The sequence below is a fragment of the Paenibacillus sp. JT22N1 genome (assembly GCF_059692155.1).
The window spans coordinates 488,061-512,985 of the sequence record NZ_JCAUAW010000001.1; the positions used below are offsets into that span (position 1 = coordinate 488,061).

At 46.8% G+C, this 24,925-nt stretch carries 22 protein-coding genes; 17 read left to right on the forward strand and 5 right to left on the reverse strand.

What is annotated here, in order from left to right; all coding sequences use genetic code 11:
* The first annotated feature begins 41 nt into the window (after positions 1-41).
* The 6 genes from AC58UU_RS02270 (at position 42) to AC58UU_RS02295 (ending at position 9,460) form a co-directional block, all read left to right on the forward strand.
* Positions 42-2,552, forward strand: a complete 2,511-nt coding sequence (locus AC58UU_RS02270; protein ID WP_497312571.1) for a glycoside hydrolase family 2 TIM barrel-domain containing protein — start codon at positions 42-44, stop codon at positions 2,550-2,552.
* Between the two features lie 70 nt (positions 2,553-2,622).
* The gene (locus tag AC58UU_RS02275; protein WP_497313138.1) at positions 2,623-3,732 is read left to right on the forward strand and encodes a glycoside hydrolase family 88 protein; all 1,110 of its coding nucleotides are present in this window, start codon (positions 2,623-2,625) and stop codon (positions 3,730-3,732) included.
* Positions 3,733-3,843: 111 nt separating this feature from the next.
* On the forward strand, positions 3,844-4,965 hold the full coding sequence (locus AC58UU_RS02280; protein ID WP_497312573.1) for an alginate lyase family protein: 1,122 nt from the start codon (positions 3,844-3,846) through the stop codon (positions 4,963-4,965).
* Between the two features lie 261 nt (positions 4,966-5,226).
* Entirely contained in the window at positions 5,227-7,515 is a 2,289-nt protein-coding gene (locus tag AC58UU_RS02285; RefSeq protein ID WP_497312575.1) for a chondroitinase-B domain-containing protein, read from the forward strand.
* Positions 7,516-8,829: 1,314 nt separating this feature from the next.
* Complete coding sequence (locus tag AC58UU_RS02290) at positions 8,830-9,081, forward strand: transporter suffix domain-containing protein (protein WP_497312577.1); 252 nt, start codon at positions 8,830-8,832, stop codon at positions 9,079-9,081.
* 82 nt (positions 9,082-9,163) lie between these two features.
* Positions 9,164-9,460, forward strand: coding sequence for a DUF6509 family protein (locus tag AC58UU_RS02295; RefSeq protein WP_307440635.1), 297 nt, complete (start codon positions 9,164-9,166; stop codon positions 9,458-9,460).
* A gap of 248 nt (positions 9,461-9,708) precedes the next feature.
* On the opposite strand, the gene AC58UU_RS02300 is transcribed toward AC58UU_RS02295, so the two are convergent.
* Positions 9,709-10,650 carry an aldo/keto reductase family protein gene (locus AC58UU_RS02300; RefSeq protein WP_497312579.1) on the reverse strand — a complete coding sequence of 314 codons (942 nt, stop codon included), beginning with the start codon at positions 10,648-10,650 and terminating at the stop codon, positions 9,709-9,711.
* A gap of 228 nt (positions 10,651-10,878) precedes the next feature.
* Between AC58UU_RS02300 and AC58UU_RS02305 the strand changes: the two genes are divergently transcribed.
* Positions 10,879-11,232: a DUF1304 domain-containing protein gene (locus AC58UU_RS02305; RefSeq protein ID WP_497312581.1), complete on the forward strand. Its 354-nt coding sequence runs from the start codon at positions 10,879-10,881 to the stop codon at positions 11,230-11,232.
* A 119-nt stretch (positions 11,233-11,351) separates the two neighbouring features.
* On the opposite strand, the gene AC58UU_RS02310 is transcribed toward AC58UU_RS02305, so the two are convergent.
* On the reverse strand, positions 11,352-12,488 hold the full coding sequence (locus AC58UU_RS02310) for a GGDEF domain-containing protein (RefSeq protein WP_497312583.1): 1,137 nt from the start codon (positions 12,486-12,488) through the stop codon (positions 11,352-11,354).
* 173 nt (positions 12,489-12,661) lie between these two features.
* Here AC58UU_RS02310 and AC58UU_RS02315 point away from each other — a divergent pair, with 173 nt between their 5' ends.
* From AC58UU_RS02315 to AC58UU_RS02335, 5 genes are read left to right on the forward strand one after another with little or no spacing between them, the layout of a single operon-like run.
* Positions 12,662-13,831 (forward strand): glycosyltransferase family 4 protein, encoded by a 1,170-nt coding sequence (locus tag AC58UU_RS02315; protein WP_497312585.1) that lies wholly within the window; start codon positions 12,662-12,664, stop codon positions 13,829-13,831.
* 19 nt (positions 13,832-13,850) lie between these two features.
* Positions 13,851-15,128, forward strand: coding sequence for a metallophosphoesterase family protein (locus AC58UU_RS02320; RefSeq protein ID WP_497312587.1), 1,278 nt, complete (start codon positions 13,851-13,853; stop codon positions 15,126-15,128).
* Positions 15,125-18,358: an AAA family ATPase gene (locus tag AC58UU_RS02325; RefSeq protein ID WP_497312589.1), complete on the forward strand. Its 3,234-nt coding sequence runs from the start codon at positions 15,125-15,127 to the stop codon at positions 18,356-18,358. Before AC58UU_RS02320 ends, AC58UU_RS02325 begins: the two co-directional genes overlap by 4 nt.
* A gap of 26 nt (positions 18,359-18,384) precedes the next feature.
* Positions 18,385-18,663 (forward strand): hypothetical protein, encoded by a 279-nt coding sequence (locus AC58UU_RS02330; protein WP_497312591.1) that lies wholly within the window; start codon positions 18,385-18,387, stop codon positions 18,661-18,663.
* Between the two features lie 37 nt (positions 18,664-18,700).
* Positions 18,701-19,138 carry a hypothetical protein gene (locus AC58UU_RS02335; RefSeq protein ID WP_497312593.1) on the forward strand — a complete coding sequence of 146 codons (438 nt, stop codon included), beginning with the start codon at positions 18,701-18,703 and terminating at the stop codon, positions 19,136-19,138.
* Here the strand turns inward: AC58UU_RS02335 and AC58UU_RS02340 are convergent.
* Positions 19,070-20,110 (reverse strand): YkvI family membrane protein, encoded by a 1,041-nt coding sequence (locus AC58UU_RS02340; protein ID WP_497312595.1) that lies wholly within the window; start codon positions 20,108-20,110, stop codon positions 19,070-19,072. The two genes, AC58UU_RS02335 and AC58UU_RS02340, sit on opposite strands and share 69 nt — an antisense overlap.
* Before the next feature lie 141 nt (positions 20,111-20,251).
* Here AC58UU_RS02340 and AC58UU_RS02345 point away from each other — a divergent pair, with 141 nt between their 5' ends.
* Positions 20,252-20,857 (forward strand): DedA family protein, encoded by a 606-nt coding sequence (locus AC58UU_RS02345; RefSeq protein WP_497312597.1) that lies wholly within the window; start codon positions 20,252-20,254, stop codon positions 20,855-20,857.
* A gap of 81 nt (positions 20,858-20,938) precedes the next feature.
* Here the strand turns inward: AC58UU_RS02345 and AC58UU_RS02350 are convergent, their stop codons facing one another.
* Entirely contained in the window at positions 20,939-21,655 is a 717-nt protein-coding gene (locus AC58UU_RS02350) for a hypothetical protein (RefSeq protein WP_497312599.1), read from the reverse strand.
* Positions 21,656-21,924: 269 nt separating this feature from the next.
* Here AC58UU_RS02350 and AC58UU_RS02355 point away from each other — a divergent pair, with 269 nt between their 5' ends.
* Positions 21,925-22,494 carry a xanthine phosphoribosyltransferase gene (locus AC58UU_RS02355; RefSeq protein ID WP_497312601.1) on the forward strand — a complete coding sequence of 190 codons (570 nt, stop codon included), beginning with the start codon at positions 21,925-21,927 and terminating at the stop codon, positions 22,492-22,494.
* 80 nt (positions 22,495-22,574) lie between these two features.
* The gene (locus tag AC58UU_RS02360; protein ID WP_057306882.1) at positions 22,575-22,901 is read left to right on the forward strand and encodes a hypothetical protein; all 327 of its coding nucleotides are present in this window, start codon (positions 22,575-22,577) and stop codon (positions 22,899-22,901) included.
* Between the two features lie 518 nt (positions 22,902-23,419).
* Here the strand turns inward: AC58UU_RS02360 and AC58UU_RS02365 are convergent.
* On the reverse strand, positions 23,420-23,737 hold the full coding sequence (locus AC58UU_RS02365; protein ID WP_497312603.1) for a hypothetical protein: 318 nt from the start codon (positions 23,735-23,737) through the stop codon (positions 23,420-23,422).
* A gap of 156 nt (positions 23,738-23,893) precedes the next feature.
* Between AC58UU_RS02365 and AC58UU_RS02370 the strand changes: the two genes are divergently transcribed.
* Positions 23,894-24,154: a hypothetical protein gene (locus AC58UU_RS02370; RefSeq protein WP_497313140.1), complete on the forward strand. Its 261-nt coding sequence runs from the start codon at positions 23,894-23,896 to the stop codon at positions 24,152-24,154.
* The gene (locus tag AC58UU_RS02375) at positions 24,144-24,914 is read left to right on the forward strand and encodes an adenosylcobinamide amidohydrolase (RefSeq protein WP_497312605.1); all 771 of its coding nucleotides are present in this window, start codon (positions 24,144-24,146) and stop codon (positions 24,912-24,914) included. The genes AC58UU_RS02370 and AC58UU_RS02375 overlap by 11 nt, the downstream gene beginning before the upstream one ends.
* The last annotated feature ends 11 nt before the right edge of the window (positions 24,915-24,925 follow it).

The window sequence follows — 24,925 nt, forward strand, 5'->3', positions numbered from 1 at the left end:
TGCTATACTGAGGGCAAGAATTTCGGTGGGAGTGATAGACATTGCTTGGTCAACGGTTGAATCAGAATTGGGAGCATTATTGTGGTAGTCTAGGAGGCGTGTGGGAGGTATGGCGAGGCGATAAGCTCCAAAATCACTATAATGTCCCATGGAAGCAAGTAGAGCTTCCGCATTCTTACAATGCTTTGGATACGATGGACCCAGACAGTAAGTACTATCAAGGTCAAGGCTGGTATCGCACAAAGCTGGAGGTGAACAATCCGTATCCTAACGGCCGAACGCTTTTGCACTTCGAAGGAGCTGGACAGCGTTCTAGCGTATTTGTTTATACCGAGCAGGTGGGCGAACACCTTGGTGGTTATGATGAATTTACGGTTGATATTACGGAAGCTGCTGCACGAGCGCGGGAAATTGAACGCTATGAGGGTAAAGTCGCCGTAGCCGTCATGTGCGATAACAGCCGTGAGCTTGAGACGATTCCGTCAGATGCTAGTGATTTCCATCTATATGGCGGTGTGTATCGCTATCTGAATCTGGTCTATGTGCCAACGATGTCGCTGGAGAAAGTACATATCGAGACAGACACACAAGCCTTGCAAAAGTCGATGGTATCCGGCTCGGATTCGATATCCTCCTGTACGGTGAAAGTTCGCGCTACGTTATATAATCCGAAGGGCTTGAACGAAAACCTGCAATTGACGATCCAATTAACGGACCCAACGGGCAAAGTGATAGCGGTTTCAAGTGTGAGTTCAATGCCATGGGAAGGCGATAAGGAGCTAACAGTGTTTGAGCTTGATACCCCTGAGCTTTGGTCGACCGATCAACCAGTCTTGTATGGTTGTCATGTGACTCTTTCGAGTGTCCATGGAGAGACTACGGTTAACGAGAAATTCGGGGTTCGTTTCTTTGAGTTCATGAAGCAAGGCCCTTTCAAGCTTAATGGTGAGCGGTTATTGCTTCGCGGTACACATCGACATGAGGATCATGCCGGTGTTGGGCCTGCGATGGCCGAAGAGATGATTTGTGAAGAAATGCGATTGATTAAGAGCATGGGTGCTAACTTTATTCGGCTGGGGCATTACCAGCAATCGAGAATTGTACTGAATCTTTGCGATGAGCTCGGCATATTGGTTTGGGAGGAAATCCCTTGGTGTCGTGGAGGGTTAGGGGGCGAAGCTTACCGGGAGCAATGTCGCGATATGCTAAGTGCCATGATCTCTCAGCATTACAATCATCCGTCGGTGATTCTTTGGGGGCTTGGCAATGAAAATGATTGGGAATGCGATTTTGATTATTTTGATCAGGAAGAAATCCGTGGCTTTATGAAAGAGCTTCATGACCTGTCACACCAGTTGGATGCAGGGCGACTGACTGCGATACGGCGATGTGAGTTTTGCAAAGATATTATTGATGTCTACTCGCCATCCATTTGGGCAGGGTGGTATCGAGGCATATACACAGACTATGAGAAAAGCTCCAGGATGGCCTTTGAACAGGTAGACTCCTTTTTCCATATGGAATGGGGGGCTGATAATTTGCCAACTCGGCATGTGGAGAAAACATACACCGGTTTCGAGTATATCCCTCGCGGAAACGGAGCTACCGAAGAGCGAGATGGGGATTATTTACTGACTGGAGGCGAAACGCGAGTTTCTCGGGATGGGGATTGGTCAGAGACGTACTTCTGTGAAATGATCGATTGGTATTTAAAATGCCAAGAGGGGATGGATTGGCTGACAGGTGCAGCACAATGGTCCTTCAAGGATTTCGCCACGCCAGTCCGCCCGGATTCACCGATTCCGTATTTGAATATGAAGGGAATCGTTGAACGTGATTTGACGAAGAAAGAAGCCTTTTATGTATTTCAATCCTACTGGTCTAAGGAACCCATGGTGCGTATCTACGGTCACACGATGCCAGTCCGTTGGGGTGCTGAGGATGAGCAGAAGTGCCTAAAGGTTTATTCCAACTGCTCTAAGGCGGAGCTTTTTCTTAACGGAGTTAGTTTAGGGGTAAAACAGCGAGATTCCAAAGACTTTCCATGTGCGGGTCTACGTTGGAACACTGCCTTCAATCCTGGCATGAACCATGTGCAGGTCATCGCTGAGAAGGAAGGCATCATTGTGAAGGATGAGCTGACTTTCAACTACCAGACAGAGACATGGGGTGAGCCGACGGAGCTTCAGCTTACGGCAGTGAAGCAGGACGATGGTCGTATCTATGTGGAAGCGCGTATATTTGACGAGAAGGGTGTTTTTTGTCCAGATGCTTCTCATTTCATTCGTTTCGGACTTAGCGGCGATGGCAAGCTGCTTGATGGTCTTGGCACGATCCATGGTTCGCGGCTTGTACAGCTGGCAACTGGACGTGCGGGGATTTATATCGATCCGCAGGGTGGAAGTGCAGCTGCCATCGGTGAGACCGCGTTCATCTCTGCGGGTGGACCAGCCATGGCTGCTTTCAAAGCAGGCAAAGTAGCTCACCTACCGACTTCGGTAGTTAGCGCGAAGTGTGAAGGGTTGGCTACTGCTTTTATCACTTTACAATAAAACCAAAGGAGTGAATCGAATGGAGAACAAGACAACGATTCAAGCAGACAAGTGGAAGAACGCGGCAAGCATGAAGGAAGCACTGCCCCTCGTATGGGAGGCGCTGCAGGTTAAAGTAGATAGAATGATCGAACAGCTTGGGGATAAATCTCCGCATGTGGCTAAGGAAGACGGTATCTACGATGATATGCGGCACGATTGGTGGACATCCGGTTTTTGGCCAGGCATCCTGTGGATTATGCACGAAATGACCGGCAAGGAGCATTACAAAAAAGCGGCTTGGAGCTGGGACGAGAAGTTTGAAAAGAAGATGATCGAGGCTAACAACTACCATCATGATGTAGGCTTTCAATTCCTGCCGACGGCGATTATCAAATACAAGCTGACAGGCGATCAGGACGGCAAGCGCCGGGGGCTGTTCGCGGCAAACTTCTTAACTGGACGCTTCAATCTGGCTGGTCAGTTTCTGAGAGCATGGAATCAAGAAAAAATCGGTTGGTCTATCGTCGATTCGTCTATGAATTTGTCCATATTGTTTTGGGCTGCACAAGAGTCTGCTGATCCAAGGTTTGAGCATATAGGGAAGGCACATGCTGATACGGTGGTGAAACACTTTATCCGAGAAGACGGATCTGTGAATCACATTCTTAGCTTTGACCCAAGGTCAGGTGAACTCATCGAATCTCTTGGTGGGCAAGGTGCAGGACCTCAATCTTCCTGGAGCCGTGGGCAAGCATGGGCGCTGCATGGCATGGCTAACACGTATCGCTACACAGGGGATGCCAAATATCTCCATGCGGCTAGACGCGTAGCGCACTATTTTCTAGCTTGCTTGCCAGAGGATTATGTAGCTCATTGGGATTTCCGCGCAGACGAATCATTGAATGGCCTCCCGCGCGACACGTCTGCAGCAACCTGCGCTGCGTCAGGTCTACTTGAGCTGGCTGATGCACTTCCACCCGTAGAGGGCGCACTTTATCGGAGGGCAGCAGAAAGGATCCTGCTATCCTTGACCCAGAACTATGCGACATGGGATCAACCGGAGCATGAGGCAATCCTGCTTGGCGGAACGGGCAACTTCCCCGCCGGACAGAACATCGATGTTTCCTTGATATATGGAGACTATTATTACGTTGAAGCCATTGCGAAGCTGCTAGGCTGGAAAAATCGTATTTTCTAGCAAAACTGGCCTGTGATTAGCTAATTTCATTATGGAATTAGTAGGTCATAGGCCAATTGCTTTTACAAATGTTGCATCTTAGAAGGATATTCGTTTGCAGGGAGGGGCCTGATGATGGGGATCTTAAAGTTAAACAAGGAACAATGGAAAGATTACTTTGATACGGACAGAATTCTCCATGATGCGGAGGAATCGCTTCACGCTCCGATGATACATATAACAGAGCATATTGCTCCTGGAAGTCCTGGAGGCCTGCATGATTATTATTCGAACGGTGACTACTGGTGGCCGAATCCGGATACGGAAGACGGACTGCCGTATATTCGTCGCGATGGCGAAAGTAATCCAGGTAATTTCGATCATCACCGAAGCATGCTACGGCTTATGCGGTCGCATGTGGTCAAATTGGCTTCGGCCTATCAGGTCACTGAAGACGAACGATATGCGGCCAAAGCGATACAGCTTTTGAAGGGGTTTTTCTTGGATGAACAGACCCGAATGAATCCGCATCTGTTGTATGCTCAAGCGATTCCCGGCATATGTGAGGGAAGGGGAATCGGGATTATCGATACGCTCCACTTGATCGACGTTACGGTTGCCGTAGAAGCTCTGCAAAAGGCATTGAGTATGGAGGAATCTTCAAGGATGGGCCTCGTGGATTGGTTCTCCAGTTACTTGAATTGGATGAGCACGCACCATCAAGGTATTGAGGAAAGGGACGAGTCCAACAATCATGGGATCTGCTGGTTCGTGCAAGCAGCCGCATTTGGACGGATGACCGGGAATCAACAAATGCTTGCCTATTGCCGGGAACAATTCAAGACACGTCTGCTGACTGAACAAATGGATCAGAACGGCAGTTTCCCTAAGGAATTGGCGCGAACTAAGCCTTACGCATATTCCATCTTCGCATTGGATAATCTGGTCACTCTCTGCCATATCCTATCGACTCCGAACGATAATCTATGGGATTATCAATTACCCGATGGAAGGGGAATTCGGAGGGGAATCGAGTTTCTGACACCCTATTTGATGAATAAAGCTGCATGGCCTTATAGACATGATGTGGAATTCTTTGAAGAGTGGCCTGTCGGGATATCATTTCTATTATTCGCGGGGCTTGCTTACGAATCTGATGATTTGCTGAAGCTGTGGCACGAGCTGGATAAAAGCCCGACGAGTTCAGAGGTGCGTCGAAATATGGCCATCCGACAACCGCTGCTTTGGTTATAAGAATGTGGGGGCAAGGCCGCGAAAGGGATGTCTGGTAACCAAGGACACTCCCTTTTTTTGTTTACTTCCATATTTGAATATCCAGATTAGGTAATGAGGGTGTGGAGTTTCGATTTTAAAGATGAATTTACGATTATGAAGATTTATTATCTCCATGATTTATTTAAAATTGAGGGAGAGTGCGCACTCGACGACAATGAAAGGAGTTCAAAGGTTAAAGCGATTGGTTGATGAGAAAATGAAATCAAAGGAGATGTATGAATGGGAAAAAGAAAAAAAGCAGGCATTGTAATGTTATTGGTTAGTTTGTTTCTTGCCATGATCCCTTTTTCAGGTTATGCTGCGGACGCTAAATTGTCGGTCGCGACATCTGGCGTGACCGCGAGTGCGGATGATGGGAACGTACCTGCCAATACGGTGGATGGAAACTTAACGACCCGTTGGTCTGCAAGTGGTGACGGGCAATGGATCAATTTCGATTTGGGCTCCGTTAAAAAAGTATCTTTCCTTAAAATCGCTTTTCTAAGTGGTGATACGAGAACATCCAATTTTGATATTCAAGTATCTACAGATAATGTTACTTTTACAACGATTCAGGCTAACGTGACAAGCAGTTTGAATACAAGCCTGCAGATTTTTGATTTTCCCGATGTAGACCCCGCCCGTTATGTGCGGATTGTTGGACATGGAAACTCTGTAAACGCATGGAATAGTTACACAGAGGTTGAAATTTACGGAGACACATCTGTAAGCGCTTCCATTGATGCGAAGTTCTCCGTCCCTGGGTCTTCCGTGACCGCTAGTGCGAATGATGGGAATGTGCCTGCTAACACGGTTGATGGAAGCCTAACCACTCGCTGGTCTGCTAACGGCAATGGGCAATGGATCAATTACGATTTGGGTTCGAGTGTCAAAGTTGCCTTCATTAAGATCGCATTTTTAAGCGGGGATACAAGAACATCCAGTTTTGATATTCAAACTTCAACCGATAACGTGAATTTCACAACGGTTCAGTCCAACGTGACCAGCAGTTTGAATACCAGCTTGCAGACTTTTGACTTCCCTGATGTAACTCCAGTCCGTTATGTGCGAGTTGTTGGACATGGCAACTCCGTCAACGCATGGAACAGTTACAATGAGGTAGAAATCTATGGCGTTGTTCCAGTTACTCCTGGTGTTCCTGTTTCCACATCCGGAGAGTTAGCTTCGGCCTTAATCAATGCGAGTGCGGGTACGACGATTATACTCGCCAATGGGACCTACTCACAAACAGGCCCCTTCGTCTTGAGCAACAAAAACGGCACAGCGAGCAGCCCCATCACGATCAAGGCAGCTAATCAAGGGCAGGCGATTATTTCTGGCGGGGCGTCTCTCCAAATTCAAAACTCGTCCAATGTCGTTATCGAGGGGCTTAAATTTACAAACTTAGGAAATACAGCTCTTCTCTTAGATGGATCGAATAATATTCGAGTTACTCGAAATCAATTTGCACTACAAGCAACCGGAGGAACCCTAATCTGGCTTCAGGTTAGCGGAGTCAATAGTCATCATAATCGAATCGACCATAATGACTTCGGTCCCAAGAGCGATACGGATCCACTAATTGCCTATCAAGGCGATGGTAACGGAAACATCTCTCAGTATGACGTCATCGAATATAATTATTTTCATGATGTGGGTCCATGGGTTGCTAATGGCAAAGAAACGATACGCCTTGGATTATCGGGTATCTCCTTGTCCAATGGGTTTAATACCATCCAGTACAATCTATTTGAGAACTGTGACGGCGAACCCGAAATCGTTTCTGTGAAAAGCAGCAATAACACAGTGCGCTACAATACCTTCAAGACATCCAAAGGAGGTCTCACCTCCAGACATGGGCATAACAACTCATTTTACGGAAACTTTTTCCTTGGCGATGGTGTAGAGACGGAAGAAGCGGGAATCCGTATTTATGGAAACGACCATAAGATATACAACAATTACATGGAGAATCTTACTGCTAACGCCATTATTCTTGACAATGGTAATTACGATGGTGGTACGAGTGGGTATCCCCCAAATCCAACGGCTGATGACTTGAGAGCGCAGTGGAAAATTTACAGAGCGCAAGTCGTCAACAATACGATTGTTAACAGCACGACGGGAATTGTTGTTGGTTCCGGTAAAACGTATGCTACTCAGGACAGCAGAGTGGCTAATAATATCGTGAGAAATTCCACGGGCACCCTTTATGATGAAGTTGTGACTACGAACACCATCTTCGAAGGGAATATTGGGTACGGCAGCACAGTAAGCAATAATAGTTCGAGGACGGCTGCCCAAATTTGGGGTATAAATCCGTTGTTTACAACCGTTAACGGGTTGCAAAAATTGTCTTCTGGCAGTCCAGCGATAAACGCTGCATTGGGAACCTACACCTATGTGACAGAGGATATGGATGGAGAAACACGCTCCACTACTGATATTGGAGCAGATGAGCGGTCTTCAAGCACATCTTTTGGGAAACATCCATTGGTGGTAACAGAGGTAGGACCGAATGCGCCTTAAGTAACGAACAGATAGATTACCGAGATGGCTTAAAATGAAGATCGCAAACAGCTTATGGCTGTGCGGTCTTTTTTTCGCATAAACAGTCCCCTAACCGTAAACCTCAACCGTCCATTTCGTGTCGATTTTCCCATATAGCCGCTCCTTAGCAAGTAGCCAAACAATTAATGTTCACCCACCTGTGAACATATTCTTGATTTTCTACCTGCCCTCGCATTCAACTTTCTACTATATACTCCAATAAAGGAGCACATCCATTTCATGGCCCAATCACAGGCAAGCCGCACTCACAGTTCTTCTATCCGTTTCCCAAATTCAACCGGCACCTGGCATCACCAAGTTTTCGCGGAACGTAGAAGCCTTATTTTGCACAAAAACGCGTATATCACGTTTTAGCGGAACGAGGAGCCTCTATTTCCAACTTTCGAGGCGTAAGAACCGGTAAAACGCCAAAATAGCGCCCCCACGTTCCGCTTACCGGCTCATAGTCGGCATAATCACCGAAATAGCGTCTCCTCGTTCCCTGCGATCCTCAGATTAGCAGCTTATATGTTGAAATCACTCCACAGAGTTGGATTCGACCAGCTGTTTATCAGTATTTGAACAGATTTCTATTTACCTGCCCTCGCACCAAACTTTCTGCTATACACTCCGATAAAGGTGCATGTCACATTCCCAAGTATAGGCAAGCCGCACTCACAGTTCTTCTATCCGTTTCCCAAATTCAACCGGCACCTGGCATCACCAAGTTTTCGCGGAACGTAGAAGCCTTATTTTGCACAAAAACGCGTATATCACGTTTTAGCGGAACGAGGAGCCTCTATTTCCAACTTTCGAGGCGTAAGAACCGGTAAAACGCCAAAATAGCGCCCCCACGTTCCGCTTACCGGCTCATAGTCGGCATAATCACCGAAATAGCGTCTCCTCGTTCCCTGCGATCCTCAGATTAGCAGCTTATATGTCCGAAATCACTCCACAGAGTTGGATTTGAACAGATTTCTTATTACCTGCCTTCGCACCAAACTTTTCACTATACCCTCCAATAACGGTGCACGTCACATGGTTTACGACAGGTCAAACAATTCACCCACAAGTGAACATATTCTTGATTATCTACCTGATACTCACATCCATGTCATGGCCCAATCACAGGCAAGCCGCACCCATATTTTTTCTATCCGTTTTCCAAATTTAACTCGCACCCGTTTGTTTTCTGATCTGTGGGAGTAAACTGTTTTTTCTATAAAACTTGATAATGTTGGAAAAGGCAAGTAGAGTTGAAAGGTAGAAGTTGAAAGTAGGGGGTTGTTTGATTTGAAAAAACTGGGCATTGCGCTGCTGATCGTCTCTGGGATTGCACTTTTGTCGGCATTTACGATTCCATTCTTCGTTCATACCGGAAGTGGGATGGCTGGTTGGATCGCCGGTCTTCTTATCGTTAGCGAGATTGCGTTCTGGACAGGCGGCATAATTCTAGGTAAAGAAGTTGCGAGAAAATATAGACGGTATTTAAATCCTAAAAACTGGTCGCGAAAACAGAATAAGTCGAGTAACGATGGAGAATAAAAGAAAAGATACTTCCGCGAAAGTTTAGTTTTTTTCTTATTTTCAGGTATACTATAACCTGCAGATGAAAAGGGGTGGTCCAATGTTTACAATGACAAGTTATACCGTGGAATTGGTGAAAGATCCATTTGGGATTTTGACGGGGCAGCGATATGAGTTTCTCATTGATATTGAAGTTGAGGAAGATGACGAATTATACTCGGAAAGCGGATTATATATCAGAGCGATCTATAGCGTGGAAGAGGAAAAGTCTGGAATTATGAAATACGAGCTTTACGAGAAAACGACACAACTCTATTTGGATTTTGATCTAGAGGATGATGAAGTTGCCGCAGTAGAAGCGTTTTGCAAAGAGCACGTTCATGAAGGAAATGAATAAGTAAGTGAACAGCCATTCGAGATGCATGCATCTCGAATGGCTGTTTTTCATCTTATTGAATCAAGTATCAACATGGGCAACTTCACCTCTTCAAACAGATTTTCCCAATGGTTCAACTATTATTGAGCGCCGTGTGTATGGCACCGTTCAAATCTTTAGGGCTCATTGTTTCCAAAATAGCATCCGAACATAAAAAGAAAAACCCCTCACGTAGTAAGGGATTTTCATCAATTTAATCGGTGTACTTCTTATCCTTGAAGGATGTCTTCCACCTTTTGTAGCACATCTTCCGTCAAGCGGATGCCGCTAGCTGTGCAATTTTCAACGACTTGCTCAGGGCGGCTAGCGCCAACGAGGGCACTTGCCACATTGTTTTGTCTGAGAATCCAAGCAATGGCCAACTGAGAGACTTTGATGCCAAGTTCATCAGCAATTCCAGATAATTGTGCCACTTTATTCAAAGAAGCTTCGTTTAATTGCTTATCGCTCCAATTCTTACTGCTTGCTCGGCTATCAGCTGCGATGGGTTGTCCTGCACGATATTTACCTGTAAGAAGCCCCTGCGCAAGCGGTGAGAAGACAACTTGACCGAATCCCTTAGCCTCGCCAAGGGGGATAATTTCTTTTTCGATGTAGCGATTGAATAGGTTGTAGATCGGTTGATTGACAATGAGCTTATCTAACAGAAGCTTGTCTGCAATGGCATATGCTTCGACAATCTGAGCTGGCGTCCATTCGCTGACACCAATGTAGAGTACCTTGCCTTGTGTGACCAAATCGTCCAATGCACGCAAAGTTTCTTCTAGCGGAGTTTCAGGGTCATAACGGTGGCAATAGTAAATATCAATGTAATCCGCATTCAGTCGACGTAGACTGGCTTCGGCCTGTTCTTTAATATGCTTGCGGGATAAACCGCGATCATTAGGACCATCGCCCATCGTATTAAAAACTTTTGTGGCTAGAACATAGGATTCCCTTGGATAGGAAGAGAGTGCTTTGCCCATCACTTTTTCTGCTTCACCACGCTCGTATACGTTAGCTGTATCAAAGAAATTAACACCCAAATCATAAGCTTGTTCAATAGAACGGACGGCAGGATCATCCCCGACATAACCGCCATATGTGAGCCAACTGCCAAGACTGATTTCACTGACTTTGAGACCGCTGTTACCGAGTTTGCGATATTGCATGATTGTTAACCTCCTAGTGCAATGTGGGATAAGAACTATCTATAGTATAAAGATATTCCCCGGTTAATGTAAGAACTGACAAATAGGTGATTAAGTTACCTGGAGGTGCGACGCTTACTTCAAGGTAAGTACATATGTGATCGGGAAATGAAGTGAGATGAAGGCAATCTGCTGTGTAGCCAAGAGACATCTTTTAACGTAAAATGACTGTGAAAGGAGGAGGTAATTATGTTAACTTCCCTATTTGTTGGCATCGTAGCTCTAGAGCATATCTACATTCTAATTTTGGAAATGTTTTTATGGACGACACCTCGTGGTTTGAAAGCCTTCGGCTTAACGAAGGAACAAGCCCAGGAAACCAAATCACTTGCTGCTAATCAAGGCTTATACAATGGATTTCTTACGGCTGGTCTTGTTTGGGGGCTCGTTCATCCTGATGCATCTATTGGTCGTTCCATCGAGATCTTCTTCTTAATCTGTGTCATTATTGCTGCCTTGTATGGCGGGGCAACAGCGAAAAAGTCAATTTTACTGGTACAGGGGTTGCCTGCTGTTATCGCTCTTCTTTTTGTCATTCTGTAAGATCACAACACGACATAAGTAAACAGTCATTCACAAGACTTACATAAGTAAGGTTTTATCGCAATAAATAAGGGAAGTCCCTATAGCTACTGGGAACTTCCCTTATTTATTTTGCCAATTTAGGCATACTTCACTACCTTATTTTTGCCGCTTGTTTTTGCTCGATACATGGCTTCATCCGCTTGCTTTATGAGCTCTTCGGCGCTTAGGCCATTCTTGTACTTGCTGTAACCGATACTAGCGGTTACAATCGTTTCCTTTTCGATTCGACTGCGAACACGTTCCGCAAAGGCATCCATTTTGACACTAGGATCGGTCACCATGACTACCATCTCTTCGCCACCGTATCGGCCGGCAATGCCGCATTCTTCGGCTTCTTCTTTCATAATCAAGGCAACCTGCTTGAGCACATCGTCTCCCATCTGATGACCTTGGGTATCATTTAACTTCTTGAAGTTATCAATGTCGCTAAACAAAATGTACACAGGCAAATGCCGTCCAACATATTGGGTAACACGGTTATAGAAAAATTTGCGATTATATAGACGTGTAAGCCCGTCTGTTATGGATGAATTATAAATGGCCTGCATAAGCTCTACAACACGTTCAAAGAGCAGCATAAACAATAGAAAATAATAAATAATCGGTAAGACATTGGCTGCAATAGATAACAAAGGCTGAACGTTCCCATACATATAGGCATTTACAAGGTGGACTGATTGGATGAAAAAGTAAACCGTCAGTGCCATTTGATATTTGATCTGTTGGCCGATGTACGGTGGGATCGTGTAGAAACAAAGAAAGATTAGTACAAAAACATAGAGCTCAAGACCAATATCCTGAAGCAATCTAACTTGCTCATGCGTCCCGCTATACATATTTGGCACACTGAAATGAAGAATAGAGACGACAAAACCCATAATCATTAAGCCATAGAAGAATATGTACTGTTTACGATTCGTGCGATTGTATAATTGATAGATCCCCATATTAATAAGGATGAAGGATATTATTTTAAGCATTAGCAGCATGTAGGCGGTTAAACTTGTATCAATTGCGCTGAGTGATAAATATAATTGTAATAGGTAATGAATGCCTACAATAACTAGTGAAATGGTCATCGACATGTAGCCTTTTTTGCGACGGTCTAGAAATAATCGAAGAGAGATCACGAACATAAGGGCAACAATGACAACGATAATGGCATTCGATAATAATGAAGCTAAATCACCGAAAAGCAGATCAACAACGTTCATACTTTCCTCCAAAATACCCTGTTTTTCGACATGTAGTGACTCTATTATAAAGGAAAATGCGAGTGAGGGATAGAATCGATTGTAAGGGCTTCGAAGGTGTTCTCTTTTCTATTCGGTGCACACAAGTTACAATAAGAAGGTAAGCTCAAGGATTTGGGAGAGGGGCTCATGCAATGAACATATTGCAAGCATTGTTTTTCCCACCGGAACAGCCGGGTGGGGTGTCATCCATGGTTCCCTATATATTGGACCGTTTTAATAAAAAAGGCTGGGAAATGGAATTATTTTCGCTACCTAAGCGGATTCGTGGCAAGGGTACTGAGGAAGTGGAGTTCGTCACTTTTGATTGGCGGAAGTATGCCGGAAACCCGATCGTTGATAAATACATTCAGACGTACAAGGATTATGTTTGGTGGACGAAGCTGAGAATTTCTAAAAAGTATGATATCATCCATGCCCACCATCCGATTGCGGCACTTGCCATGAAGCAGATTTATCCGGAAACACCTGTCATCTTGACCATTCACTCCAGTTTTGAGAGAGAGCTTATTTTGAATGGACGCATTCAGGCGAATGGCGTGGAGCATCAATTCCTAACTCAAATTTACGGGGAGCTTGAAGCGAGAGTCGATCAGATGATCACGGTCTCTAACTCGTTCAAGCAATATATGGCGGAATATGTACAGGATAGTGAACGGATTGGCGTTATTCCAAATGGTTTTGATGAAAAGCGTTTTCGTCCGATTTCACATGAAAATCCAGTTACGCAGTTCATAACCGTTTGCCGTTTAGTGCCTGCCAAAGGGCTCGATACGCTGCTGATTGCTTGCGGAGAGCTGAAAAAACGCGGTCATCCCTTCGTTTTACATATTATAGGTGATGGACCAAGCCGAGAAGAACTTGAGAAGCTGGCGATTCAGCATAATATTTACGAAGAAACGATTTTCTACGGCTATATGCTGCATCCTGAAGAGTTTATGCCGTTCTTTGATGTATTCGTTCTGCCATCGCGCGCAGAGGCGTTCGGGTCTGTATTTGCTGAGGCAGCACTATGCTGGTTAGCGCTAATCGGAACCGACGTCGGAGGAATTGCTGAGCAAATCGAACATGGACATAACGGCTTGCTTGTGCCGGTTGGTGATGCGATGGCGCTTAGCCATGCTTTGGAAAAAGTTGTCATTGATCCGACTTTCCGCTACAATTTGGCACGAACTGCTTGGGAAAAGGCGAAGAAAACCTACTCATTGAACCGTGTGCTGCGGCAGCTGAAAAGTGTGTATGAAAGTTATCAAATTGCTGTACAACCAAATGACGATGATAGTGCGGATAGTGAAAAAAGCTGAATAGGAAGGCGTTAGAGCGATGAAACGACTGCGGTTTATGCATGCCGCCGACCTGCATCTGGACAGTCCGTTCAAAGGCATGTCGGCGCTGCCTGAACGGGTTCGTGAGCGAATACGAGAATCGACGTTTGAAGCGCTCAAGGAACTCGTGGCTTTAGCGATACAGGAGCAGGTAGATTTTGTACTCATTAGTGGGGATGTTTATGATTTATCCGATCGTTCCTTGCGTGCTCAAATTCGCTTCCAGAAAGCACTGGAGCAATTAGCTGAGCAGGGAATTCCAACTTACATTATTCATGGAAATCATGACCCGGAGGATGGACGTGCCGCGAAACTGGATTGGCCGGCAGCAGTCCATTTTTTTGCGTGCGATCAAGTGGAGACGATTAGCGTGGAAAAGCCGAATCGCGGCGTCATTGCCCAGATTCATGGCATTTCGTATCGAAGCTCGGCGGTAACGGATAATTTAGCTGTTAAATTTAGAGTAGGCCGAGAAAACGTCTGTCAGATCGGCCTATTACATACGAATGTCGACGGTGATCCCGGTCATGACAATTATGCCCCTTGCAGCAAGCAGGATTTGCTTGAAGCGGGTATGAATTACTGGGCGTTAGGCCATGTACATACGAGGAATGTACTTCATCAGCAGCCAGCGATTGTTTACCCAGGGAACCTACAGGGCCGAAGTATTCGGGAAACAGGACCACGTGGGTGTTACATCGTCGATATGTCTGAGGATGGACGAGCTGAGCTAACCTTTCATGCGTTGGATCAGGTTCGTTGGTTCCTAGAGCGGCTGTCTGTGGCAGGCATACAGACCGAGCAGGAATTGAAAGACCGGCTCGGTGAGCAGCTTGAGCGGATTCGGACAGAGGTGGACAACAGAGATGCCGTCGTCCGTCTTGTTCTGGAAGGGCGCAGCGCGGTGCATGGCTTGCTGCGCAAAGGGCGGGCACTGCAGGAGCTGACCGCCGAACTGCGTGAGGACGAAGATGAGCGGAGCCGCTTCGTCTGGTTGGAATTGATCGAGGACCGAACGGCAAGTGAGCTCGACCTCGAGGCCTTGCAGCAGGAGAAGAGCTTCCTTGGCGACCTCCTGCGGTATTCGGCTGCGCTGCAAGTCGACGACGAAGCGCTCGCTTTGTTTGCAAGCGAGGCATTGGCCGCGCTGCAAAGCTTGCCGCAAGCAGCCGGCAATCCGGCTGCGGCGGAGCCTGAACGGCTGCGCGAGTGGCTGCGCGTCGCACAAGAATTAGCCGCGGACCTGCTGTCCGCGGATGGGGGGGGACATGGATGAGAATCGTATCCATGCAGGTTCAAGGCTTCGGCAGCCTGCGCGAGCGGCAGCTTGATACCGATAGCCCGCTGGTGCTGTTCTACGGCGCCAACGAAGCGGGCAAGAGCACGCTCATGGGCTTCGTCCGCGCGGTGCTGTTCGGCTTTCCGACTCGTCAGAGCCGGTTGGAACGATACGAGCCGCTGGGCGGCGGCGCCCATGGAGGAGCGCTAACCCTGCTCAATGAGCAGGGTCAGCTCATTAGCGTCGAGCGCTACGACGCACCCGCCGCCGGCGGCAAACGAGCCTCTGCGGGGCTCGTCAAGGTTACCCTCGGTGATGGCACCACCGGGGGTGAAGACCTGCTGAACACGCTGCTGGGCGGCCTATCGGCCGACCTCTTCCGCAGCTTGTTCGCTTTCGGTTTAACCGAGCTGCAGGAGCTGCGCACCCTGCAGACGGACGAGCTCAGCGGCTATCTGTATAGCGCTGGGCTTGGTGTGAGCGGCTCGGCCATCATGGAGGCCGAGCGCAAGCTGACGGCGCAGGCCGACGGCCTGTACAGACCCCGCGGGCGCAATCAGGAGATGAACCGTCTCCTGAAGGAGCTTGAGGGTCTGGAGCAGTCGCTGCGCCGCAGCCGGGACCCAGCAGCCGACTACGATCGGCTGCTGGCGGAGCGCCGCTCCGCGGAGGAGCGCATTGCTGCCCTGGAGGGGCAGCAGGAGTCGCTGCGCGCGGAGCTGCACAAGCTTGGCCTGGCCGGCAAGGCGCGCAGCGGATGGATCCGCTTGCGGCAGATCGGCCAGAAGCTTGCGGAGCTGCCTGCGCTGGCGGGCTTCCCCGAGCATGCTTCGGCGAGGCTTGACGCGCTCGAGGCAGAGCTGGAGCGCATCAATGCGGAGCGTGCTCGGCTCTTGCTGCGGCAGGAGAGCCTGACGAGCCAGCTGCGCACCATAGTGCTTGTGCCTGATCTGCTCGAGTATCAGATCGAGCTGAATCATTGGCTGGAGCAAGCAGCCACATATGAAGAGAATAAACGCAGCGTGGATCAAATGCGCGTGGAGCAGGAGCACCAACGCGCGCAGGTAGACAGGCTGCTTAAACAGATAGATGTTCACTGGGAGGAGACAGATTTAGCCTCTTTCTCGGTAACGATTTCCCTGCGTGAACAAGTACGAGCTTACAAAGATCGGTTTCATAAGTCCAAGGAGAGTGAGCTGCGCGTCAGAACAGAGCTGGAGAGTCTGCAGCAGCAGGTCATTCGAGTTCAAGACACGGTAAGGAGCTTGGAATCCGATTTACATAAAAGCGGGGTAAGTACTGATGGTTCTACCTCTCCCGGTTGGGGGGGAACAGACCCATCTTCCACCTTGCACCAAATAGCGAGAGATTATGCCGGGTGGCAGCTGCTTGTGAAAGAGCTTGCACATCAAAAAGAACGCGATGCTGTGGAAAACCAGTTCCAGCTTAGTCTCGAAGAAGCAGCGAAAGCTGGCAAAACAGCCTCGCGGAGACTACGTCAACGCATCATTGTCATAACCAGCCTTTTGGCCGTCTTGGCTCCATTATTGCTGTTATGGCAGGGCAGCTGGGTGGTAGCTCTCTGTGCCTTTCTTTTATTTGCTGGTGCTGCACTCTATATGCTTGTTTCTGATCGTGTAGCGACAGAGAATCGCTCCTCCCGAGCGATGACTTCATCCTCGATCAGGGATGAAAGTCTAAGCGATGAACTTCACTTACTGGAGCGCCGCCTGCAAGAACAAATCCAACCTTTTGCCCAGCAGCAACTGGGTTATGGTCAAGCTGCAGCAGCATCTGCTATCGATTCTTTGAAGCCGGGCCGTTCCGCTTCAATTTCTCTTGAGGTGCTCCAGCCTCAACTGGATGCATGGATGCGTGAAGCTGAGCAAAATAAACAACAACGCAGCGAGCTGCTTCGTAAGCTAGAGAAGCTGCAGGATACGAAGGAGATGCTGCAATCTCTTCGGCAGCAAGAAGATCAGCGCAATAGATATTTCGAGCAGCTTGTGTTGGAGTCAGATCAACTCCAGTTGGATTGGAGTCATTTGCTGCAATCGCTGGGACTAAGTACACAGTTATCAGCAGACGCCCTGCTAGAAACCATCCAGACGATTGAGCAAGGGCAGGAAAGTCTTCGTCAGCTTCATAAGCTGGAGTCCAAACTTGAGACATTAGTATCGAGCATTGATCACTACGAAAAAACAGTCGGTTTACTCCTTAGGCTTTCACCAGCGGTACGTCAAGAGCCCGTATTCGCGCTCAAACGCTGGAAAGAACAGGAGCAAGAACAGGTGAAGCTGCTTGGGGAGAAGAAGCATGGGGAGCAGCTGCATTCGGAAACTGAGCAAGAGCTGCAGCTTCTACAGACCAACGAGCAGCGTACACAAGGCCGGCTGGACCAGCTTTTACAGGAAGCGTCTGCATGTGACGGTGAAGAATTGCGTATTCATCAGAGAGAGCAGGAAGATCGCAGAAAACTGACAGAAGAACAAACATTGCTGGAATCCTCGCTCGAAACGTTACTTAGCCGCTCCTTACTTGCCAGCTACACCGAGCTTTTGGAAACCCATGGGGAAGAGGATATCGCACTTCAAATGAGATCCCTCCAAGGTGAATTAACCGATACCGCAAATGAAACGAATGAACTTCGAGAGGTTGTTGGCAAACTGACGGGACAAATTGAGAAGCTGGAGACAGGCTCAGAACATGCCGATCATCTTCTTCAAGCTGAAGCTTATCGAGCGACCATTCGACAGCAAGTTGATCATTACGCTGTAGCTTCCTTCGCTTCACTGCTGATGAAGAAAGCCCGCGATGTTTACGAGCATGAACGGCAGCCAGGCGTGCTTCTGCGAGCATCGGATTACTTTGCGAAGATGACGAACGGTGCCTTCACCCATGTCAAAGCGCCATTCGGAGAGCAGCGTTTAGTAGCAATAAGAGCGAATGGGGAGTCGCTTGATACGAGTCAGCTTAGTCGGGGAACGGCAGAGCAGCTCTACTTATCCATGCGCTTTGCACTCGTCGAGGAGTATGCTGGCAAGGCTATTTTACCGCTGGTGATGGACGATATTCTCGTCAATTTCGATGAGGAACGGATGGAGAGCTGTTTGCGTGTTCTTGCAGACTTAAGCAGCAGGCATCAAGTTCTGCTCTTTACCTGTCACGGCCACGTGCGAGATGCTGCAGCGAGAGTTATTCCTGGAAATCGCTTAATTCGTTTGTAGAAGCGTTAACAATGGAGGAATCGGAAGTGGAATCAGGAAACGATAAGAAGAAAGACCATCGGGAAATTACTTATCAGGTCGGATGGAAGAAGGGGAAGATCGAATGGAATGAAGGGGCATCGGAAGCTTTAGCGGTCAAATCATCTATGGAAGATGAGGGGCATGTTGGAGAAAAGCGTCTCCAGCTGTTTTGGCTTCCAGCCATGAGTCTTCCAAGTTGGCTGCTTCTCCCCTTACTTTATTCGCTTCCTCTCTTCTGTTTTCTATTAACGCTTGTTCTCATTTATGGGTTGCGTCATGGCTAGCAGCAAGTAAGGATTGAATGAAGGGGGGATCAGCTTTATGAACATGCTATTAGCCATAATAGGTGGCCTGCTGGGCCTCTTTGTAACAGGGGTTGCCATATATACAGCTTGGATGGTTCATCAGCTTTGGAAGCAGCAGGCAGCAGCACCAAAACCAGCAGGTCAGGTGGAAATTGCCGTAAAATACTTTTCAAAATGGACGGTCATTGATTACGCGGTCATCTTATTATTTATCATCGGTCTTTTACTATTGGTAGCCGAGTTATTTGCTGTTTGGCGAGATCAAACGGTTATTGCCAATTTCCATTTCTCCTACCTGCTCACAGGAATCATTATTTCTGCTATGGGCATGCTTCTGTTGTTTGTGCGATTGGTTGTTGTTCTTGGTTTTATTCAGTCAGGTGCCTTACATCGCACGGTTACGGTTGCGCCAGATCATCAGAACGAGCCAGATAACACTGATAAAGCCGAATAAGGGATACAAAGCGGAAAGCAGTATTTTGAAACCAATTTGACTTATCACGTAGCTTAGCCCCAGGATACTGATCAGGATAACCTTAGGGTTTAGTTTCATGCGCTGCTGAAGCTGTTGGGACAAGCCGTAGGCGTCAGCAATAAAGGTTGTGAAAATTTCACCGTATATAACTAGCAAATAAGCAACTTGCGGTACGGACCCTAGTCGGGTAATAATATTTCCCATTGGGATTTCGAATTGTGCGATACCTGGCATTTGCGCAGAGAGTGCGTAATGTGCTGATAATAGAAGCAGACCAATGCCTGCACCGCCAAGCAGTCCGCCCCAGTAAAGAACGGATCGATTGCGAATCGACGCTCCCATTGGAACGAGCACGGCTTGGGCCATCGCTAAGTTAAAGGCGGTATAGAGGAAAGGTGCGAACCATATTTTTTCTAATGGATCATCGCTTGTAATGCGCAGCCAGTTTCCTGAAGAAGGCGAATGCCAAGTATAAACGACGATGACGAGGCTGAAGAGCAGCATGATGGGAACGACGATTGAATTCACGGTCATAATGGCGCCAATTCCGCGGGACAATACGAAATAAGCGAGCACCAATGTCACGAAGAGTCCTGTTTGGTAAGAGAGGTGCAGCTGTTCTTCAAATACCGTTCCGCCTCCGGCGAGCATGACGGTTGTAATCCCAAATAGAACGATCATCATAAACAAGCTAATGGCGTTACCGATTCTTTTGCCAAAAATGGCCCGATTCAAATCCTCATAAGATGCGGCTTTCAGATCATGAGCCATCAGCATGAGTTTAATACCAATCCATATGAAAAGGATGCTGGATAAAGCAATCGTCAACGTGGCGAGCCAGCCGTAACGTGTGAAAAATTGCAGGATCTCCTGTCCAGAAGCGAACCCTGCTCCAACAACCGTTCCAATGTAGGTAAAGGCAACACGGACGATCTGTGAACCTGTTCGCATAGATTGCCCCGCTTTCTTTCGTTTGATATAGTACAAGGTATGTTCGTGATCCCATGCACATGACTGGAACTTGGGGCAAGCTATCGTTTCTGGTAAAATGGGAATGAATAAGACGAAGTACAATGCGGGAGTGAGTTTTTTGTGAAGGAATTTCTATATGATTTTATAAGTCATTATGGATATATTGCTTTATATATTTTGCTATCTGCCGGAATCGTTGGGGTACCCGTACCAGATGAAACCCTAATGGCTTTTGTGGGTTCGTTAACGGCACTTGGAGGTCCCTTTGATTTTGGAACAACGTTAATGGTGATTTACGCAGGCACGATGACAGGGATGGTTGTTAGTTATTTAATCGGTCATCGTGTGGGAAAACCCTTTCTTTACCGGTATGGCAAATGGTTCAAACTAACACCGAACCGGATTGAGCGGGCTGAAGGCTGGTTTAAGAAGTATGGGCTCTGGACTGTTTTCTTTGGGTATTTCGTGCCGGGGGTTCGTCATTTCACCTGTTATTTGTCAGGCGTAAGCGGGGTCAAGTTTTATAAGTATTTGTTTTTTGCGGGTACAGGAGCACTGCTGTGGTGTACAACCTTTTTAACATTAGGGCATTTTATTGGCAGTAACTTGGAGGGTTTATTCCAATTAATACATAAATACATGGGAATAAGCTTAGTGACAATAGCGGTTATAGCCATTATTGGAACAGCCCTTTACTTCCGATTCCGGAAGCGGAGAGTGGTCTGATTCCCAGACACATGAAATAAGACCATGAGTGTCATCCTATAAGAGGAGCATTCATGGTCTTATTTTTGTATCCTTTGTGAATTAATGGTTAGCGAAAAGCTTAATCGATTGGATGGTGCTCTCATTCGGATCAATATCGAGCTTGAGCAGTGTTCCTTGCGACTTGTAGGAGAGAACATAGGTTGAGTTAGTGTCCGGTTTGCCTAAAATTGCAATTGCATCTTGCACTTTCTGACCGAGGCGCAATCCGCGAAGACCAGGATCAATCTCCGTGGAATGTACGTCAACGAACTCAAGAACATCCTTCTTATTAAAGCCTACGGAGAAATCCGTGAAGTCATAGACTTGAATGGCGTCTTCATCTGCATCCATAACGAATTGTTTCTTCGCCTTCCCAAAACGTTCGAGCACAACGTCCTTACTCGTTCCGAGCTTCAAGCCCATCAACGTGGGTTTCTCCTGTTGATACGCATCCTCTGCTTTAATCTTCGGCTTAGCCGTTGGCTTCGCACTCGCAGATAATTGCGGGATGTCGGTTAAATCCGTTTTGGACGTGCCAGCGACTTGTGCCTCGTGCTTGGCCGTGTCTTCCGGTGTTGGTGAAGGTGCTGCCGTCGCAGTTGATACTATGATCGCAGGGGGTGTGCTAACTGGACTCAAGCTATTTTGTACATGGTTAGTTGGATTTATAGTAGGCTGTCCGGAAGGAGCAGATGACTCTTGGCATCCAGCTAACAGTAATGAAGCCAATGCTACAGGCACAATGCCAAGCATGATAGGTCTAAGCAGGTTGTTCATCGTCATCTATCCTTTCTGCCGAATAATTGGTGTGAAAAATGCAACATTACTAATCATACTGTTTTCTGGTTCTATTTCAATGCATCAAGTTACCCAAATGTGAGCAATTGTAGACAAATTTCAAAATGCTGAAGCCTATATACATATAGACACCTTATACAGAGTAAAAGTTTCACTTCAAAAGAGGGATAATCATAAATTGGGACTTGAAACCTACTTCATCAATATGGTAACTTACTCATAATAGACAGGTTTAGGGGGCTAGAATCATGGAATTGTTAAAACAGCGGATCCTAGAGGTCGGTGTAGTCGTATCGGATCAAGTGCTAAAGCTGGATGCCATACTGAATCATCAGGTTGATCCCGTGCTCATCATGGAGATGGGGAAAGAATTTGCAAGATTGTTTAGAGAAACGAAGCCTGATAAGGTGCTTACCGTAGAATCGTCCGGTATTCCGCTTGCCTATACGACAGCTTTACATCTTGAGGTTCCCATGATATTTGCACGTCGGAAGAAGACGTTGACCATGGATCAAGATACATATAGTGAACGTGTGCCTTCCTTTACCAAAGGGATTGTTACGGACATTATGGTATCCTCTCATTTGCTTCACAAAGGCGAGCGAGTTCTGCTGATCGATGATTTTATCGCTAATGGAGACGCAGCACGCGGATTAATTCGTATCATTGAAAAAGCGGAAGCTGAGCTTGTTGGTGTAGGAATTGCGGTAGAAAAGTCATTCCAAGCCGGTGGAAGCTCGATCAGAGAGCGTGGAATTCGTGTGGAATCTTTAGCTCGTATTTCCTCACTGGCGAATGGCCAAATCACTTTTAACTGATTTTACAATTTGTTCATGTCTTCCCTCAAACCGATTTATCCTTTATAATGATTACATGGTATGAGAGGAGGCTGACATCTATGGGTATCGAAAATGGTTCCATTGAATATTTTATGACAAAGCTTGGGGAAGCCAAAACACATTTTGAACGTGCGCTTGATTGTAAGCATACAGAGTTTGATGATCTGTATCCGTATATGATCGAACACCCTCAATTTTTCTGGTACAAACGATATGTAGCATGGTCCGAGTTGTTAACGATCGTAAAGCTCTGCACAGAACTGACAATCGAATGGGAACAACATTTCTCCGCCGCACAAGTGGAGTATATTCAGAAGCGCGTAATGTCTAGCAAAGTCCTTGATTTCTGGTACGAAACGAATGATTCAAAGGAACATGTTAGTTAATTAATGCCCATATAAGGAAGAGGCCAATGGATCCGAAGAGGATTCGTTGGCCTTTTTCTATGATTTAAAATGGTGTTGGTTTCTTGGTTTATGCTTAGTTTTATTGAGTTGAGGAACTACGATTCGCTATTTTTGGAAATATGAGCTAAAAATTGGATTAGCGGAACGAGAAGACGTTATTTGATGAAAATTGAACGATTAAGGGACCAAAACAGTGAAATAACGAATCGTCGTTCCGCCTAAACGTGAATTCGGGTGTATTTCGCACAAATAGCGTATCTACGTTCCCTCAAGGAACGGAGGCAGCGCTCTTTGGATTTGAGAACTGGGCACAGACTCAGATTCAGACTCAGACCCAGACTCAAACTCAAACTCAAACTCAAACTCAAACTCAAACTCAAACTCAGACCCAGACCCAGACTCAAACTCAAACTCAAACTCAAACTCAGACCCAGACCCAGACCCCAAACCCAGCCCCAAACCCAGACCCAAACCCAAACCCAAACCCAAACTCCGTCTTAGACGCCATTCTCTAGAACGTTCATGCTTTCTATATGCTTTTTCGTTTGTTCAGAACCGAGCTTGTGCAGGGTTCGATATACTTCAGTTAAATAATAATCGTATTCCTGGTTGACCTCATTGGAGTAATAAACTTTCCAAGGAAGCCATGAAGTTGCGTAGCTGCCTTGTGAGGAGTTATCGGTTTCCTCGAAAAGCTCTTGAAGCTTATCAATTTCTTCTTCGGTTGCCGAGATCTCGAATTCGAAATTAAGTGCTCCTTTGTCTTCCAAAACTTCCCCCGTGCCTACGTTAATGTAGTACGTTTTTTTATCCACTATAGAACCTCCCATGGAGTAAATTTGCTTTTTTGTGTTAGCTTTGATTCGTCATTAGTTAAGTTAACCTCAGTAAAGCGGTTTTATGTAAAGTTTGATCTAAATGCGAATTGGTGTATGCTAAAGAAGTACATATGAATTGTTGGAGGTAAGATGATGATATCTGAAGAACAGCTTGATCAATATAGAGTTGATAGCACATTATTGCGTGTTATTCGTGACGTTAGCCCAACCAATGATGTGCGTGGAATCGTAGTTGCTTGGGATGATGAAAGCGTGTTAATTCGCAAAAAAAACCGCAAGGTAGTCAAGCTCGCACGCAATTATATCTATCAACCATACGAGAACGAAAGACCTCCTGAATTCATGCTTCCACAGGATCCCATCGAACCAGATGGCGTTTCTGATGACGAATAAGGATGCATGGATGGGATCCATGAAGGTTCCTATCTCTGGTATTCGAATGGACTTGGTTAGTTCTCACCAAGGTACGTACATGCGAATTTGCAGCGAAAATCCGCTGCGAACGCTGAACTCTTCACCGTGGGGCGGTGGATTCGGCACGCATAAGGTGATGATGAATCGGCAAGTGGACAAGCTGTATAATGAGGCTGATCCGCTTCGTGAGATGGACGAATTCATCCAGCGTGAGGGTTTGAATCCCCAAGAAACAGCGGGTATGCTGACCGCGGCGAAGGTAAAGGACGTTGGCTACAGCAGCTTTACCTGGGAAACGGGCGAAGACGGTGATATCAGCGAATTCGGTCAGAAACTTGCGATGAAGCCAGAGCATGAGGCCCTTCATGTTTGTTCTTGGGTTACGGTGGGGCTGGGGAATAAAGCAAGAGCAGGAGCTGAACTCCCTGCCGCTTCCCTTTACCCTGGAACGATTAACACGATTGTCGTTATCAACGGTTGCTTAACCGATGCGGCTATGGTTAATGCTGTTATTACGGCAACTGAGGCCAAAGCTGCGGCTCTTCAAGCATTAGGTGTCCTCGTTGAGGATCAGCCTGCGACAGGAACGACAACCGATGCTGTACTTATTGCTGCAACTTGCCGAGGCCAGACCTATCGTTACGCGGGTACAGCGACTGCTTTAGGTTACTTGATCGGAAGAACGGTATACGAAGCCATCATGCATTCCGGTCAATTGTATGAACAAACGCCCTACTAATCCGTGTGGAT

Bases quoted from the DNA above. Each gene is read 5' to 3' on its own strand.
- AC58UU_RS02360 (WP_057306882.1), top strand. From the start codon at position 22,575: ATGGGTATCGAAAATGGTTCCATTGAATATTTTATGACAAAGCTTGGG.
- AC58UU_RS02350 (WP_497312599.1), bottom strand. From the start codon at position 21,655: ATGAACAACCTGCTTAGACCTATCATGCTTGGCATTGTGCCTGTAGCA.
- AC58UU_RS02370 (WP_497313140.1), top strand. From the start codon at position 23,894: ATGATATCTGAAGAACAGCTTGATCAATATAGAGTTGATAGCACATTA.
- AC58UU_RS02325 (WP_497312589.1), top strand. From the start codon at position 15,125: ATGAGAATCGTATCCATGCAGGTTCAAGGCTTCGGCAGCCTGCGCGAG.
- AC58UU_RS02335 (WP_497312593.1), top strand. From the start codon at position 18,701: ATGAACATGCTATTAGCCATAATAGGTGGCCTGCTGGGCCTCTTTGTA.
- AC58UU_RS02355 (WP_497312601.1), top strand. From the start codon at position 21,925: ATGGAATTGTTAAAACAGCGGATCCTAGAGGTCGGTGTAGTCGTATCG.
- AC58UU_RS02295 (WP_307440635.1), top strand. From the start codon at position 9,164: ATGTTTACAATGACAAGTTATACCGTGGAATTGGTGAAAGATCCATTT.
- AC58UU_RS02280 (WP_497312573.1), top strand. From the start codon at position 3,844: ATGATGGGGATCTTAAAGTTAAACAAGGAACAATGGAAAGATTACTTT.
- AC58UU_RS02310 (WP_497312583.1), bottom strand. From the start codon at position 12,488: ATGAACGTTGTTGATCTGCTTTTCGGTGATTTAGCTTCATTATTATCG.
- AC58UU_RS02340 (WP_497312595.1), bottom strand. From the start codon at position 20,110: ATGCGAACAGGTTCACAGATCGTCCGTGTTGCCTTTACCTACATTGGA.
- AC58UU_RS02285 (WP_497312575.1), top strand. From the start codon at position 5,227: ATGGGAAAAAGAAAAAAAGCAGGCATTGTAATGTTATTGGTTAGTTTG.
- AC58UU_RS02305 (WP_497312581.1), top strand. From the start codon at position 10,879: ATGTTAACTTCCCTATTTGTTGGCATCGTAGCTCTAGAGCATATCTAC.
- AC58UU_RS02315 (WP_497312585.1), top strand. From the start codon at position 12,662: ATGAACATATTGCAAGCATTGTTTTTCCCACCGGAACAGCCGGGTGGG.
- AC58UU_RS02375 (WP_497312605.1), top strand. From the start codon at position 24,144: ATGACGAATAAGGATGCATGGATGGGATCCATGAAGGTTCCTATCTCT.
- AC58UU_RS02275 (WP_497313138.1), top strand. From the start codon at position 2,623: ATGAAGGAAGCACTGCCCCTCGTATGGGAGGCGCTGCAGGTTAAAGTA.
- AC58UU_RS02320 (WP_497312587.1), top strand. From the start codon at position 13,851: ATGAAACGACTGCGGTTTATGCATGCCGCCGACCTGCATCTGGACAGT.
- AC58UU_RS02300 (WP_497312579.1), bottom strand. From the start codon at position 10,650: ATGCAATATCGCAAACTCGGTAACAGCGGTCTCAAAGTCAGTGAAATC.